This window comes from Allobosea sp. UNC402CLCol, from assembly GCF_000745475.1.
Lineage (GTDB): Bacteria > Pseudomonadota > Alphaproteobacteria > Rhizobiales > Beijerinckiaceae > Allobosea > Allobosea spartocytisi.
The window spans coordinates 977,239-991,172 of sequence record NZ_JQJJ01000009.1 but is presented as its reverse complement, the minus strand read 5'-3'; the positions used below and the strand labels follow the sequence as shown (position 1 = coordinate 991,172).

Genomic DNA, 13,934 nt, shown 5'->3' with positions numbered 1-13,934 from the left:
CTGTTCCACGACGCAAGGGCTGTCGATCGCGGATCACAGCGACCGGGGCCGAACATCGCTCCCATTACCGATCAGCGCCTTGGCCAGCCCGATCGGCGTGCGTTGCTCGGACCGGTAACGGAACTCGATGAGACGGCGCGATATCCCGACCGGTAGGAAGGCGATCAGGATATGGAACAGCGAAAGGGCGAGCTTCCGCTTCGCTGAAAAATAGTCCCCGCTGATGACCCTGATCAGCATGGGAAGTTGCCGAAAGCGATCCATGCGCCGGTCGATCGACGCAAGGACCGACTTCTTCTCGAGGTAGAAGAAGGTCTGTTCGGCATCGAGCTGCGGCCTCGCGCTCCCCGCCGGCATGACCCGATTGAGATGGCCTATGAGGTTTCGGAAGCGCTGCATGTGCTGCTCGATCCTGGCGCCGTCGATGGCCCGACCGACACCGGAGATGTTGCGATCGTGAACGCGATAGAGCCCGAGCTCCTGTGGCAGCGAGACGACCTCGCCAAAGAAGGGGGCCGCGAGGACGATGATCCCGTCGACCGCGTCGTCATAATCGGCGTCGCGCAGCAATTCGCAGAGGTCGCGCCTGAACACGTTCCCGGAGGTCGGCGGGCTGACATAGACGCCGGTCCGGCGGACACGCTCGCTCAGATCGCTCGTCATGCGAATCTGGTCGGGCTCGGGAACGGCCGAGCCCAGCCTGTTGCCGTCGCGGTCGATGCGGCTGAGGCAGAATTGCAGCTTGGCGACCGACGGATCGAGCCGCGGGATGATCACATCGAGTGCGCCGGGGGCGAGCTCGTCGTCGGCATCGAGGAACAGCACGAAGGGCGCCGTGGTCCGGTCGAGGCCGAAGATGCAGGCACGGCGCTGGCCGCCGTTCTCGGTCCGGTAGGCCGTTACTCCCGTCCCGCCGATGACGTCCCAGGAGGCGTCGGTCGAGCCGTCGTCGACGACAATCAATTCACAGTCGTCGCGGCCCTGTGCGAGCACGCTGCGGATCGCGCGCTCGACATATTCCGCATAGTTGAAGCAGTTGATGATTACCGCGAGCCTGGGAGTCGAACCGGTCATGCGCCGCTCCGCTGAAATCTAAAGCCTGCGGCGCACCCACCATGGCGCTGGGCCCGCGCCAGCGGCGACGAAACGCCCCATTTGGCGCGGACATTGCAAGAGCCGTACCGGGCCGATCGGCGGCTCCGGAGCGATGGTCGAGCGCGCGATGCCGGAAGGGAAGACCAGGGTCCTCTACATCGTGCCGCCGACGCGGTCGTTTGCCGGCATCGAGCGCGTCACCGATTCGATCTGCTCGGCGCTGGCGAGCGAGTACAGAGGCGATCTCGAGATCTCCGTCCTCTACACGTCGCCCTTCGAGCAGATCGTCGGCCAGCCGCGGCCATATGACGTCCTTCTCAGCTTCTCGAACGGGCGGCTGGACCTGCTGCGGCGGGTTCGGAAGACGATTGCCGGCGGCCGGTTCGACCTCGTCGTGGTGCCGCAGGTCGAGCCGACGGCGGTGTTCTGGCTCGCCTGCCTCGGCATCAGGCGCCGCTTCATCCTCTACCTTCACGGCAATCCCAGGCTCGAGCGGCGCTCATTCAAGGCAACCGTCCTGTTCGAGGCCATGCGGTTTCTGGTCCTGCCGCGGCTGGCGCGCGTCTTCGGGACGTCGCCGCGCCAGCTCGACGCCTTCCGACGCGATTATCCCAGCGAGGTCGAACATGTCTGGGTGCCAAATCCCGTGCGCTCCTTCGATACGCCCGTGCCTATGCCGGCGCCCGCGATCGGCCGTCCGATCCGCTTCGTCACGGTGGGTCGGTTCGCCTATCAGAAGGGCTACGACGTCCTTCTGCGCGCCTTTGCCGCCTTCTGCGAGACGCGCAGGGGTGCCGAGCTTGCGCTCGTCGGCTATGGCGAGGAGGAGGCGGCGATCCGCGCCCTGATCGATGAACTCGGCCTCGCCGACCGGGTCAGGATCGAGCACTATCCTGACAGCCCGGCCATTCCGCTGTCGAACAGCGACGTCTACCTGTCGGGCGCACGCTGGGAAGGCTGGTCCCTGGCCATCTGCGAGGCGCTGCGCTTCGGCCTGCCGGTGATCGCCTTCGATTGCGAATTCGGACCCAGCGACATCCTTGTCGACAACCGGCTCGGCCGGCTCGTGCCGCTGGGCGACATGGCCGGTTTCGTCGATGCGATGGTGCATTATCACGACCATGTCGTGTCGCAGCGCCGCGATGCGCAATACCGCATCGACTACATCGATCGTTTCAGCCTCGACAAGGTCGTGCATGCCCATGCACAGGCCCTGCTCGCCGCCGATGGGCGCGCCCAGCCACGGTCGGCCGTCGCCGGAGGCAGCCTGACAGCCGCGCCAGCCGGCGCATCCTGAGCCCATGGCGGCCGCGCTCATGCCCGGCGATCAACGTTTTCGTAGCGGACGGTGTCATCCTCGCCCGGATGGGAGCCGGATCGCCGAAGCCCGCGTCGTCGGGGCGATCTTCACCAGCTCCTCGCCGCTGGTTTGAGCCGCTCCACGCCCCACACCAGCGCAAAACCCAGCCCAAGGCCGGCGGCCTTGATCCAGACGTCGTGGATGGTGCCGTGCCGCGTCGGCGACCAGCTCTGGGCGAGTTCGAGCGAGATCACCGCGGCAAGGCCAGCGGCGAAGATGAGAAAGCGCTGCCGAGGATAGCCGATCGCGAAGGCGGCGGCCGCGGCGAGGAAAGCGAGGCCTCGCTCGAAATCCGGCATCAGCCAGGCGACGGATGGCCGCTGCTCGATGCCGGACAATGTCGCATGGACGATCACGAGCATCAGCGCCCAGCCGAAGAAGCGGGCGAGGCGGCGGATGGCGGCCATCCGCGCCCGCACCCAGCGCAGGAGGCGGGCGGCCCAATTGCTCGATCTGGGCCCGCTGCGCAGCATGCGCCCGAGATCGGTGTCGTCGATCTCCGTGCGCCAGGCGGCGATCATCGATTGCTGCTCCCGCAACTGTTCGAGCCGGCGGAAGGCCGCCATCATCTGCGCCTCCGCCTCGACCAGCCTGGCCTCGTCGGTCGGCTCGCGCTCGAAATAGATGCCGTCCTCATTGCCGAGCAGCGCTGCCGCGCGGGTGCGAGCCTCGTCGAGCCGGCGCGACAGCCCGGAACTTTCGCGCTCGATCGCGGCGAGCGCCTGCTCGAGCTGCCCGTAGAGCGGTCCCAGCCTGTCGAGATCCGTGTCGCGGTCTCGATCCGAACTCCGAAACCGGACAGGCAACGTCATCGCCCCCTCTCCCATCGCAATGGCAGGCCGCGGCAAGAGGCGCGATCGCGCAAGCCGCTGTTGCGGGGATCGTCAGCAATTCATGTGCCAAAAGAGCAATTCATGTGCCAGAAGGCCCGCCGCGCAAGCGCTCAGCGGGGCTGGCGCGGCCCGAGGAGATCGAGGACGCCACGCGGACGCGGCTCATCGCCGGTCGCGCTGCGCGACCTGAGGACGGCGACGAGCACGGCGCAAACGGCGACGATCGCACTGGCGACCACGGCGGTGGCGATGAACGCGACAAGCAGGCCATGCGGCCACATCAGCCAGAGGGTCAGCGCACCGCTGGCGATGGCAGCCAGGAAGAAGACGATCAGCATCGCTCGTGCTTTCGCGGCTCGCTATCGGCCAGTGACTATAGCTTTGCTCGCCGTCCCGAGAAAGGCTTCGGGCGCGCGTGGGATTTCCACCAGCCTGGACCCTCATGGTTAAGGGCACGCTAACGGCCCTCGAGGGACTGGCAACGGATTTGCTTGGGGGTTTGCCAGAGTGGTCTGCCGTGGAGTGTTTTGTGAGATACCTCACTCTCTCTGCCTCCCTTGCCCCGCAATGCGCCTGGGCCGCGGCCCGCATGCTTGCGCTGCTTGTCGCGGCGCTGACAACGGTCCTTGCCGACGGCGCGCGAGCCGGCGCAAACGAGTTCGAATACCGTGTCGCCGCGCAGGATCGGCTGAAGATCAAAGTGTCGGAATGGCGGCCGAACTCGCGCGAGCTCTTCGAATGGTCGGCTCTCAGCGGCGAGTTCGCCGTCAGCTCCACCGGCATGCTCTCGCTGCCGGTGGTCGGCACCTTCTCGGTCGACGGCAAGGCGCCGGCCGAGATCGCGGCGCTGATTTCGGAGCGGCTGAAGGAGACCGCCGGGCTGGTCAATGCGCCGGCAGCGGCCGTCGAGATCGCGCAATATCGGCCGATCTACGTGGTCGGCGCCGTCGAAAAACCCGGCGAATATGCCTTCCGGCCGACGATGACCACCTTGCAGGCGGTCGCGATCGCAGGCGGGTTCCAGCGCATGGAGCTGGCGCTGGGCCGTTTCGAGCGCGAGACGATCGTCGCCGAGGGCGAGATTCGCGTCCAGCAGACGCAGTTGCTGGCCCTGCAGATGCGTCGCGACAGGTTGCTGGCCGAAACGCGACAGGCAGAAACGATCACTTTCTCCGAGGATGTGCGCGGGAACCTCGATGAGGGAGCCGCCCAGGCGATGCGCGAGGAGAGCGCATTGTTCGCCTCGCGTCGCAATGCCGTCCGCTCGCAACTCGACCTCCTGCAGCAATCGCGCGGCCTGATCGAGGAGGAGCTGCGTACGCTCGGCGCCAAGGCGGTGACCCAGCAGCGCCAGCAGGATCTGATCCGCCGCGAACTCGACAACATCAACAGCTTGATGAGCAAAGGGCTGGCCGTGAGTCCGCGCCAGCTCGCGGTCGAGCAAAACCTGGCGCAATCCGAGAGCCAGGGACTCGATCTGATGCTGGCGACAGCGCGTGCGAAACAGGAGATCAGCCGCATCGACCGCATGCGCGCCGATGTGCAGAACCAGCGCGAGATCGATATCGGGCGCGAGTTGCGCGAGACCCAGCTCTCGCTCAAGCAGTCGGAAGACCGGATCGCGTCGCTGCGCGCGCTCATCCATGAATCGACCGCGCTCGCGCCAAGGCTGCAGAGCCAGCAGGAAAAGCAGCTCGCCCGCATGCGCTTCAGCGTCCAGAGGCGCCAGGGCGACACGGTCAACGAGATCGCGGTCGAGGAGACCTCGCCAATCCTGCCCGGGGATATCGTCAGGGTCGAGCGAGCCTCGTTGCAATCGATCATCTCGGCGCTGCCCCCTGCCGGACCGGCCGGGGCGCAGAACTAGCTATCGCTGGCACATCCGAGCCGATTTGCGATCGGCTCAACCGGGCTCCCGTCCATGCGGAGGCAAGCCTATGCTGTCATCCGAGCGCCCCGCTCGCATTTTCCTCGCAGACGAACACCCGATCTTCCTGGCGGGACTGCGGTTCTGCCTGGCCGAGCAACCGAACATCGCTGTTGTCGGCGAGGCCCATTCCTCCGCCGACCTCGCGAAAGTCATCGAGAAGGCAGCTCCAGACGTCGCGGTCGTCGGCGATGATTTCAACGGGATTTCAGTCGTCGAAAGCCTGCTGAACGATCTGCCATCGCAGCGGATCCTCGTCGTGGCCGAGGAACTCGACAATGCGCGCGCCCACCGCCTGCTCGCTTTCGGCGTGCGCGGCTACGTCCTCAAGCAATCGCCCGTTTCAGTCGTGTGCAAGGCGATCGCCACGGTCCTCCGCGGCGGCTCCTTCCTCGATTCCCCCCACTCCCTTCTGACGGTCGGGGGAACGCGGCGCGGCTCGGTCCTGACCGAGAGGGAGAAAGAAATCCTCCGCCTGATCGCTCTCGGATTCAGTATTCGCGAGGCGGCTGCGCGGATCGGGATCACCAAGAAATCGGCGGAAACCTACAAGGCGCGCGCCAGCAGCAAGCTGAGCATCGAGAGCCGCCAGCAGATCGTGCAATACGCGATTACCCAGGGATGGTTTCAGTCCCACGACTAAAGAATTTAGACTGCCGTCGAGCGAGCCCGACATCGATGGCGCTGCCTTCCAGCTGCGTCACTGCCGCCCGGCGAAGGCTCGCATGCCATGACGGCCGGCTCGCCGTTGGCGCAGAAAGCGGCGGAATTGCATCAAATCTGTCAGGCATTTTACTGACAACGTTCAGTTTGTAGCCAGCCCGCAATCGGCCTGAGCAAATATGCTGCAACGCACAAAATCCTATTGCGATGTATTCGATGCTCGTTAATAATCTGTTAATATGCAGATTATGAGTAGGGTGCTGCAATGAGCCGCTTTCCGGACTCGCAAAATTTGCCGGCGTCCTTAGCTTTGCACATGCGTGCATCGCGAAGCGAATACAGCTTGATGCGGATCATAGTAAAAAGAGCCATCGACATTGCGGCAGGTGTTGCTCTCGTTCTCCTGCTTGCGCCGCTGATGCTGCTCATCGCCGCCTTGATCCGGGCGGGCGACGGCGGCCCGGCCCTCTTCAAGCAGCCGAGGATCGGCCGCAGCGGCAAGGGTTTCCGCTGCTTGAAGTTCCGCACCATGGCCATCAATGCCGATGAGGCGCTGCAGCATCTGCTGGCCTCCGATGCGGTCGCCGCGCAGGAATGGGCCGAAAGCCAGAAACTCACATACGATCCACGGATTACACCGGTCGGCGCCTTCCTCCGTCGCTCGAGCCTGGACGAGCTGCCGCAGCTCTTCAACATCATAGCCGGCGAGATGAGCTTCGTCGGGCCGCGCCCGATCGTGGCAGCCGAGCGCGAACGCTATGGCGAAGCCTTCAGCCACTGTTTCTCGGTTCCGCCCGGGCTGACAGGCCTCTGGCAGATCAGCGGCCGCAGCGATTGCTCCTATGCCACCCGCGTCTCGCTCGACAGCCAGTACGCCTCGGAATGGCACCTCCTGCTCGACGCCAAGATCCTGGTGAAGACAGTGCCGGCGGTGCTGATGCAGCGCGGCAGCCGCTAAGGCAGCCGCAGGACGACGGTGCCGGACGTGCCACGCCCGGACCACGAGAGTTCCATGGAGTTCCTCGGCCCATGAAAATAGCGATCGTCCACTACTGGCTCGTCGGCATGCGCGGCGGCGAGAAGGTCATCGAGGCGCTGTGCCGGATGTATCCCGACGCGGATGTCTTCACCCATGTCTATGTGCCCGACGCGGTCTCCGACGAGATCCGCCGCCACAAGGTCACGACGAGTTTCGTCGGCAGGCTGCCGCGCGCTGCGAAGTTCTACCAGCGCTATCTGCCGCTGATGCCGCTGGCGCTCGAACAGCTCGACTTGCGCGGCTATGACCTGGTCATCTCCAGCGAGTCCGGACCAGCCAAGGGCATCGTGCCGCCGCCCGGCGCGATGCACATCTGCTATTGCCATTCGCCGATGCGCTATATCTGGAACATGTTCCACGAATACAGGGAACGTGCCGGGCCGATCACGCGCCTGATGATGCCGGCCTTGGCCCATTACATCCGCAACTGGGACAGCGTCACGGCCAATCGCGTCGATCACTTCGTCGCCAACTCCGAGACGGTCGCCACGCGGCTGCACCGCTATTATCGCCGCGCCTCGACGGTGATCCATCCGCCGGTCGATGTCGACGCTTTCGAGGTGCTGCCGAACGATCTCGTCGAGGATTACTGCCTGATGGTCGGCGAGCTCGTCGGCTACAAACGGCCCGAGCTCGCCGTCGAAGCCTTCAATCGCACCGGCCGACGCCTGGTCGTGATCGGCGGGGGCGAAATGCTCGCCGAGTTGCGCCGGATCGCCAAGCCGAACGTCCAGGTGCTCGGGCCGCAGCCCTTCAGCGCCCTGCGCCATCATTACTCGCGCTGCCGCGCCCTGATCTTCCCGGGCGAGGAGGATTTCGGGATCGTGCCCGTCGAGGCCATGGCGAGCGGGCGGCCGGTGATCGCGTTCCGCCGCGGCGGTGCAACCGAGACCGTGATCGACGGCATGAGCGGCGTCTTCTTCGACGAGCAGAGCGTCGATGCGCTCATCGCCGCCGAGGAGCGGGCCAGGGCGATCACCTGGCAACCGCGCGAGATCGCGGCCTATGCCCGCAATTTCTCGACCGCCGTCTTCGAGAAGCAGATGGCCCTTCACATCAACCAGCTGCTCAAGCCGCTCGCCGGGACGTTCTCGATGGCCATGCCGCCGGCTCAGCCACGCCCGGCCTTGGTCCAGAGCCTGGCCTGAACGAGGCCGGCCCTTCGCGATATCGAGGAAGAACCTGATGCAGACGATCTACCAGAGCGAAGTCTATGCCGATTTGAACCCGACCTGGCATGAGGAGGATTCGCCCTGGAAGGCGCGGCAGGTCGAGGCCATCCTGCGCAAGAACGCGATCGTCTTCGACAAGGCCTGCGAGGTCGGCTGCGGCACCGGCGAGATCCTGTTCAACCTGGCCAAGGCCTTTCCGGCGGCGCGCTTCCATGGCTTCGAGATCTCGCCGCACGCCTATCAGCGCGCCAAGTACAAGGAGACCGACACGGTCACGTTCTCGCTCGGCGATTTCACGACCGAGGGCCCGTCGGACTATGACCTGCTCGTCATCGCCGACGTGATCGAGCATGTCGAGGACTACATCGCCTTCATCAAGGCGCTGCGCGGCAAGGGCCGCTACAAGGTCTTCCACATCCCGCTCGATCTTTCCGTCCAGTCGCTGCTGCGCGGCTGGCCGATCACCAAGCTGCGCGAGAATGTCGGCCACCTGCATTACTTCTTCAAGGAGACGGCACTCGCGACCCTGGCGGATTGCGGCTACCGGGTCATCGATCACGCCTACACCGCCAGTCGGCTGGAGCTGCCCAACCAGGCGCTGAGCAGCCGGCTGATGCGCCTGCCGCGCCGGCTCTGCTTCTCGCTCAATCCGGACCTGGCGGTCCGGGTGCTGGGCGGCTACTCGCTGATGGTGCTGGCCGAATGACCATGGCGTGCGGGCACGATCAGGCTGGAGGCGGGCCGTCGCCATCGCGGAAGGCTCGGCTGCGATGAGCATCGAGCCGATCGGCGTGCTGACGATCCTGATCGGCCTGGTCTGCCTGATGCTCGGCACGGGCGCACTCGTCCATGGGCTCGCGATCATGGCGGTCCTCGGTGCGGCCGCGGCCATGCTGATCGGCGCCGCCAACATCCAGCCCGGGCATGTGATGCTGGTTTTCCTGGTCTGCGGCGTGCTGAGCCGCCGCCGCGAGGCCGCGGCCGCCATTCGGACCCTGCATCCGGACGAGCCCGCATTCTGGTTCACCTGCCTCGTCGTCTATGGCGTCGCCAGCGCCTTCCTGATGCCGCGTGTGTTCGCGGGCCTCACCGAGATCATCCCGCTCGGGACCACGGCCTTCGACGATACCGGCTCGACGGTGCCGCTGGCGCCGGTCTCGAGCAATGTCACGCAGAGCCTCTATCTTTCGACCACCCTGCTCTGCCTGATCACGCTGACCGCCATCGCCGCGACGCGCGAGGGCTTCTCGGCCGTCTTCAACGGGCTGCTCGCCTGCTGCATCGCCAACACCGTCTTCGCCATCCTCGACATCGCGACCTACTCCACCGGCACGCAGGAGCTGCTCGGCTTCATCCGCAATGCCCGCTACACGCTGCATACCGATTCCGAGATCGCCGGGATGAAGCGGATCGTCGGCTCGTATACGGAGGCTTCGGTCTTCGCGCGCTCGACGCTCGGCGTCCTCGGCTTCACCGGCACCTTGTGGCTCTGCGGCGTGCGCCCGCGGCTCACCGGCATCCTCGCCGGGCTCTCGCTCGTCCTGATCGTGCTGTCGACGTCCTCGACCGGATTGGTCGGCGCGCCGGTGATGCTCCTCCTGCTCTATGCCTTCGCCATCGCCCGGCTCGTGCTGGGCAATGGGGTGCGGCTGACAGCCATCTTCGCACTCGGCGCGCCGGTCGTCGGGCTGGCGGTCGTCCTGCTTCTCCTGCTCGATCCCGACGCGGTGGCAAAAATCTACGGCTATGTCGACCTCGTCGTGCTCAACAAGGCGAGTTCCGATTCCGGGGTCGAACGCAGCTCCTGGAACGTCATCTCATTCCAGAACTTCCTCGACAGCTGGGGGCTCGGGGTTGGGGTGGGAACCGCGCGCGCCTCGAGCTTTGCCGTCGCGCTGCTCGCGAGCGTCGGGGTTCCCGGCGCCCTCTTCTATGCGGTCTTCGTCTTCGAATGCTTCCTGCGCCCGCGCGGCCGGCCGGGCAGCCTGGAGGCGGACATCGCCGTCGCCACGCGCAATGGCTATGTCGGCCTGCTGGTCGGCGACCTGCTCGTCGGCCCGGTCATCGATCAGGGCTTCTTCTTCTGCATGCTGGCTGCGCTCGCGGCCGCGATCAGGCCGCGAACCTCCCGCGTTCCAGGACCTGTCCCCTTCGCCACCGGAGCGAGGATATGACCGAGACCTTCGCGGTGAACGGCCGCTTCCTGTCGCAGGCCATGACCGGCGTGCAGCGCTATGCGCGCAACGTCGTCTCGGCCCTCGACGAGGGCCTGGCAGCGGCAAGCCGGAAAGCCATCCTGGTCGCGCCGCGCGGCGCCGACGCCATGGCGCTGCAGGCGATCGACACACTCCAGGGCGGGCGACTGGCAGGGCATGGCTGGGAGCAGCTGGAACTGCCGCGGCTCTGGGGCGGGCGGCTCCTCAATCTCTGCAACACGGCACCGGCGCTCAAGGGCGACCAGATCGTCTGCATCCACGACGCCAATGTCTTCGCCGCGCCCGAGAGCTACAGCCGCGGCTTTCGCACCGCATACAGGACGCTGCAGCCATTGCTGGCACGCCGCAGCGCCCGGATCGCCACCGTCTCGCAGGCCTCGGCCCGGCAGCTGGCACGGCACCTGCCGCTGCGTGCCGCCGATATCGCCGTGCTTCCGAACGGCCATGAACATGCGCTGGCCTGGGATCCGGCCAGGGCGGAGCGGGCTCCGACGCTGCTGGCGGCTCGGCCCGATGTCGAGCGCCCGTTCGTCCTGGCGCTCGGCTCGCAGGCGCGCCACAAGAATCTCTCTCTTCTCGTCGAGATCGCGCCGAGCCTGGCGGAGCTCGGCATCGACGTCGTCATCGCCGGGGGCGGCAACGGCATCTTCGCGCCGGATCAGCTGGCGCAAGCCGCCAATGTCAGCCTGCTCGGGCGGGTCAGTGACGACGACCTCGCCTTTCTGCTCGAGCGGGCGCTCTGTCTGGCTTTTCCGTCATGGACCGAAGGGTTCGGCCTGCCGATCATCGAGGCGATGGCACGGGGCTGCCCGGTCGTCTCCTCGAACTGCGCCAGCATGCCGGAGGTCTGCGGCGATGCCGCGCTGCTCGCATCGCCGGCGGACCCGGCGCTTTGGGTCGAACACATCAGAGCCTTGGCGGGTTCGGCGACGCTGCGGCAGGAGCTGAGCGGGCGCGGCCGCGGGCGCCTGCCGCTGTTTTCCTGGCGCAGCACCGCCGCGGGCTATCTCGAGCTGGCGCAGTCGCCGAAAGCACGGCGCGCTGCGCAGATCGCGCCCCTCCTCAAGCCGCCGCGCATCGCCGTCGTCGTCGCCACCCGTGGCCGGCCGGAGGTGGTGTCGCAGACCGTCCTGCACCTTCTCGCCCAGCAGAGCCTGAAACCCGACAGCGTCATCGTCTCCTGCATCGATCCGGCCGATGCCGGCGATCTGCAAGGGCGCAACGATGTCGTGGTGCTGACCGGGCCGCCCGGGCTTGCGGCCCAGCGCAACACGGCGCTCGCGCATCTTCCGCCCGGGACCGAGATCGTCGCCTTCTTCGACGACGATTTCGTCGCCCATGAGGATTGGCTGGCCACCGCTGCCCGAACCTTCCGCGACGAGGCGAGTATCGTCGCCTTCACCGGCCGGGTCCTGGCCGACGGCGTGGGCGGTCCCGGCATCGCGCTTGCAGAGGCGATGAGGCTGGTCGCGGCGCCGCCGGCGAGCGACTGGTCCTGGATCGAGCCCTACAGCCCTTACGGGTGCAACATGGCCTTTCGCCTCGCCAGCATCGGCGACCTGCGCTTCGACGAGCGGCTCGTGCTCTATGGCTGGCTCGAGGATCGCGACTTCGCGGCTGGGCTGGCGCGCCGCGGCGGGCGCCTGGTCAAATCCGCCGATGCGATCGGCGTCCATATGGGCGTCAAGGGCGGCCGCATGGCCGGCGAGCGCTTCGGCTACTCGCAGATCGTCAATCCGCTCTACATGCTGCGCAAGGGCACGATGACGCTTGGCCAGGCCGCCGATCATCTCTTCCGCAACATGTCCGCCAATCTCGGTCGCTCGCTCCGGCCCGAGCCGTTCATCGATCGACGCGGCCGCCTCTGGGGCAATCTGCTCGGGATCGCCGATGTACTGCGCGGGCGCATGCAGCCCGAGCGCGCCGCCGCCTTACAGCCGAGGGGGAAGTTCCGATGATGCTGGGAAAGCCGGACGCATCCGGCGCGCCATTCCGTATCCTGCCGCTGCCCGAGCCGGCCATGGCGCCGGCGAGCGACGGCCCGGTCGCCCTGCTGCGGACGATCGGCGCCGCCGGGCTGCGGCACAGGGGCAAGCTGGCCATCTGGGTCGCGATCTGCCTGGCGGCAGCCTTGGCCTATGTCCGAACCACGCCGCCGACCTACAGCGCGGTTGCGACCGTACTGCTGGAGCCGCGGCGGCAGGCCCCGAGCTCGGCGCGCGAGATCGCGGCGCCGAACTCGCTCGATCTGAATGCCGCCGACAGCGAATTGCAGGTGATCCGTTCCGAGCGGCTGCTCAGCACCATTTTCGATTCCCTGGCCTTGGGCAGCCATCCTGAACTCGGGCCTCAGCCGCCGGGCCTGCTGCAGGCGCTGAGCGGACGTGTCACCGCCGCGCTACACGGCGCCTTCGCTGCAGTTGGAGCTTCCTATTCGTCGAGCCAGGGCAGCGAGGCTTCGCTTCACGCCGATCCGCGCCGCAGCGCGTTCGAGAATTTCGTGCGGCGTTTCTCGGCGCGCCGTGTCGGCCAGTCCTATGTCCTGGAGGTCGCCTATTCCTCGACCGATCCGGCCCTGCCGGCGCGGGTCGCGAACGCGGCAGCCTCCGCCTATCTGCTGCAATCCGTCGCTTTCAAGGCCGATGCCGCCCGTAGCGGCGCGGAGTTCCTGCAAGGCAGGGTGGACGCGCTCGCGGCCCAGGTTCGAACCGCGGAGGCGGCTGTCCGCAGCGGCGCGCTGCCCGCACAACCGATCCCGGATGCGGATGCGAGGATCATCGGTGCGGCCCAGACCCCGCTCGGCCCTTCGGCGCCGCGCAGCAGCCTGATCATGGCCTTCGCCGGCGTCTTCAGCCTGCTCAGCGGCCTGTTCGTCGCCGCGCTCGCCTCGGCTTTCGATCGCCGTGTTCGCCTCCCGCAGGACCTCGTGCGTGAAACGGGCCTGCCCTGCCTCGCCGTCGTCCCCCAAGTCGGTGGCCGGCGGCAGGCGCCTGCCTCGGACCCGGACAAGTCGATGCTGGTGACGCGCGCGGATGCCGGGTCCTTCGCGGCGGCAATCCGCGACCTGCAGACGGCGATCGAGATCGCCTGGGCCGCAAGCCGCTTCCAGGGCAGCCCGGTCGTCGCGATCGGATCCTGGCGGGCCGGCGCGGGCGCGACGCTGCTGACGATGAATCTCGCGCAACTGATCAACCATCGCGGCCGCCAGGTCAGCGTCATCAGCCAAGATGGCGGGCGCGTGCACGCCGAGCAGGGCAAGGAGGGAGCCTCGCTGACAGATGTGATCGCCTCGGGCGACACGGCGCAGGCGGAGTATGTCGATGTCGAGGGGGTTCACCTGCTGCCGATCCGCTCGGCGACGCCGCAACTCAACCGGTTCGTCGACTTCAGGGATCCCAGCGCGGCCCTGGTCTTCGCCGAGGCGAGGCAGCGCGGCGAAGTGCTGATCGACCTGCCGCCACTCGGTGAATCCTCCGATGCCGTCGCGCTCGCGACCCATGCCGACATCGTCGTCCTCGTCGCGGCCGAAGGCGTGACCACCCATGACGAGCTCAACGAGGCCCTCGGCGCTCTCCGGCGGGCCGGTGCCACCGTCGTCGGCGCCGTGATCAACCGCAGCAGATCCTGAC

General features: G+C 66.9%; 12 protein-coding genes. 9 read left to right on the top strand and 3 right to left on the bottom strand.

Going from position 1 to position 13,934, the window contains the following annotated elements; all coding sequences use genetic code 11:
* Positions 1-33 precede the first annotated feature (33 nt).
* Entirely contained in the window at positions 34-1,074 is a 1,041-nt protein-coding gene (locus tag GY40_RS11920; RefSeq protein ID WP_038362120.1) for a glycosyltransferase family 2 protein, read from the bottom strand.
* Between the two features lie 148 nt (positions 1,075-1,222).
* Between GY40_RS11920 and GY40_RS11915 the strand changes: the two genes are divergently transcribed.
* Positions 1,223-2,392 carry a glycosyltransferase gene (locus GY40_RS11915; protein WP_051987888.1) on the top strand — a complete coding sequence of 390 codons (1,170 nt, stop codon included), beginning with the start codon at positions 1,223-1,225 and terminating at the stop codon, positions 2,390-2,392.
* A gap of 110 nt (positions 2,393-2,502) precedes the next feature.
* Here GY40_RS11915 and GY40_RS11910 read toward each other — a convergent pair whose 3' ends face one another.
* Together GY40_RS11910 and GY40_RS11905 are read right to left on the bottom strand one after the other, a co-directional pair.
* Positions 2,503-3,267: a VanZ family protein gene (locus GY40_RS11910; RefSeq protein WP_038362115.1), complete on the bottom strand. Its 765-nt coding sequence runs from the start codon at positions 3,265-3,267 to the stop codon at positions 2,503-2,505.
* A 131-nt stretch (positions 3,268-3,398) separates the two neighbouring features.
* Complete coding sequence (locus tag GY40_RS11905; RefSeq protein WP_038362113.1) at positions 3,399-3,626, bottom strand: hypothetical protein; 228 nt, start codon at positions 3,624-3,626, stop codon at positions 3,399-3,401.
* A gap of 191 nt (positions 3,627-3,817) precedes the next feature.
* On the opposite strand from GY40_RS11905, the gene GY40_RS11900 reads away from it, so the two are divergent.
* From GY40_RS11900 to GY40_RS11865, 8 genes are all read left to right on the top strand, one after another.
* Positions 3,818-5,155, top strand: coding sequence for a polysaccharide biosynthesis/export family protein (locus GY40_RS11900; protein WP_248311144.1), 1,338 nt, complete (start codon positions 3,818-3,820; stop codon positions 5,153-5,155).
* A gap of 70 nt (positions 5,156-5,225) precedes the next feature.
* On the top strand, positions 5,226-5,858 hold the full coding sequence (locus GY40_RS27950; protein WP_038362107.1) for a LuxR C-terminal-related transcriptional regulator: 633 nt from the start codon (positions 5,226-5,228) through the stop codon (positions 5,856-5,858).
* 285 nt (positions 5,859-6,143) lie between these two features.
* Positions 6,144-6,836 carry a sugar transferase gene (locus GY40_RS11890; RefSeq protein WP_081925320.1) on the top strand — a complete coding sequence of 231 codons (693 nt, stop codon included), beginning with the start codon at positions 6,144-6,146 and terminating at the stop codon, positions 6,834-6,836.
* A 71-nt stretch (positions 6,837-6,907) separates the two neighbouring features.
* A complete protein-coding gene (locus GY40_RS11885) occupies positions 6,908-8,065 on the top strand; it encodes a glycosyltransferase (RefSeq protein ID WP_051987807.1) in 1,158 nt (385 codons plus the stop codon).
* A gap of 37 nt (positions 8,066-8,102) precedes the next feature.
* Entirely contained in the window at positions 8,103-8,795 is a 693-nt protein-coding gene (locus GY40_RS11880; protein ID WP_038362102.1) for a class I SAM-dependent methyltransferase, read from the top strand.
* A 64-nt stretch (positions 8,796-8,859) separates the two neighbouring features.
* Positions 8,860-10,263 carry a hypothetical protein gene (locus GY40_RS11875; protein ID WP_051987805.1) on the top strand — a complete coding sequence of 468 codons (1,404 nt, stop codon included), beginning with the start codon at positions 8,860-8,862 and terminating at the stop codon, positions 10,261-10,263.
* Positions 10,260-12,263, top strand: a complete 2,004-nt coding sequence (locus GY40_RS11870; protein WP_038362099.1) for a glycosyltransferase — start codon at positions 10,260-10,262, stop codon at positions 12,261-12,263. Before GY40_RS11875 ends, GY40_RS11870 begins: the two co-directional genes overlap by 4 nt.
* Entirely contained in the window at positions 12,260-13,933 is a 1,674-nt protein-coding gene (locus tag GY40_RS11865; protein ID WP_051987802.1) for a hypothetical protein, read from the top strand. Before GY40_RS11870 ends, GY40_RS11865 begins: the two co-directional genes overlap by 4 nt.
* Position 13,934: the final 1 nt, after the last annotated feature.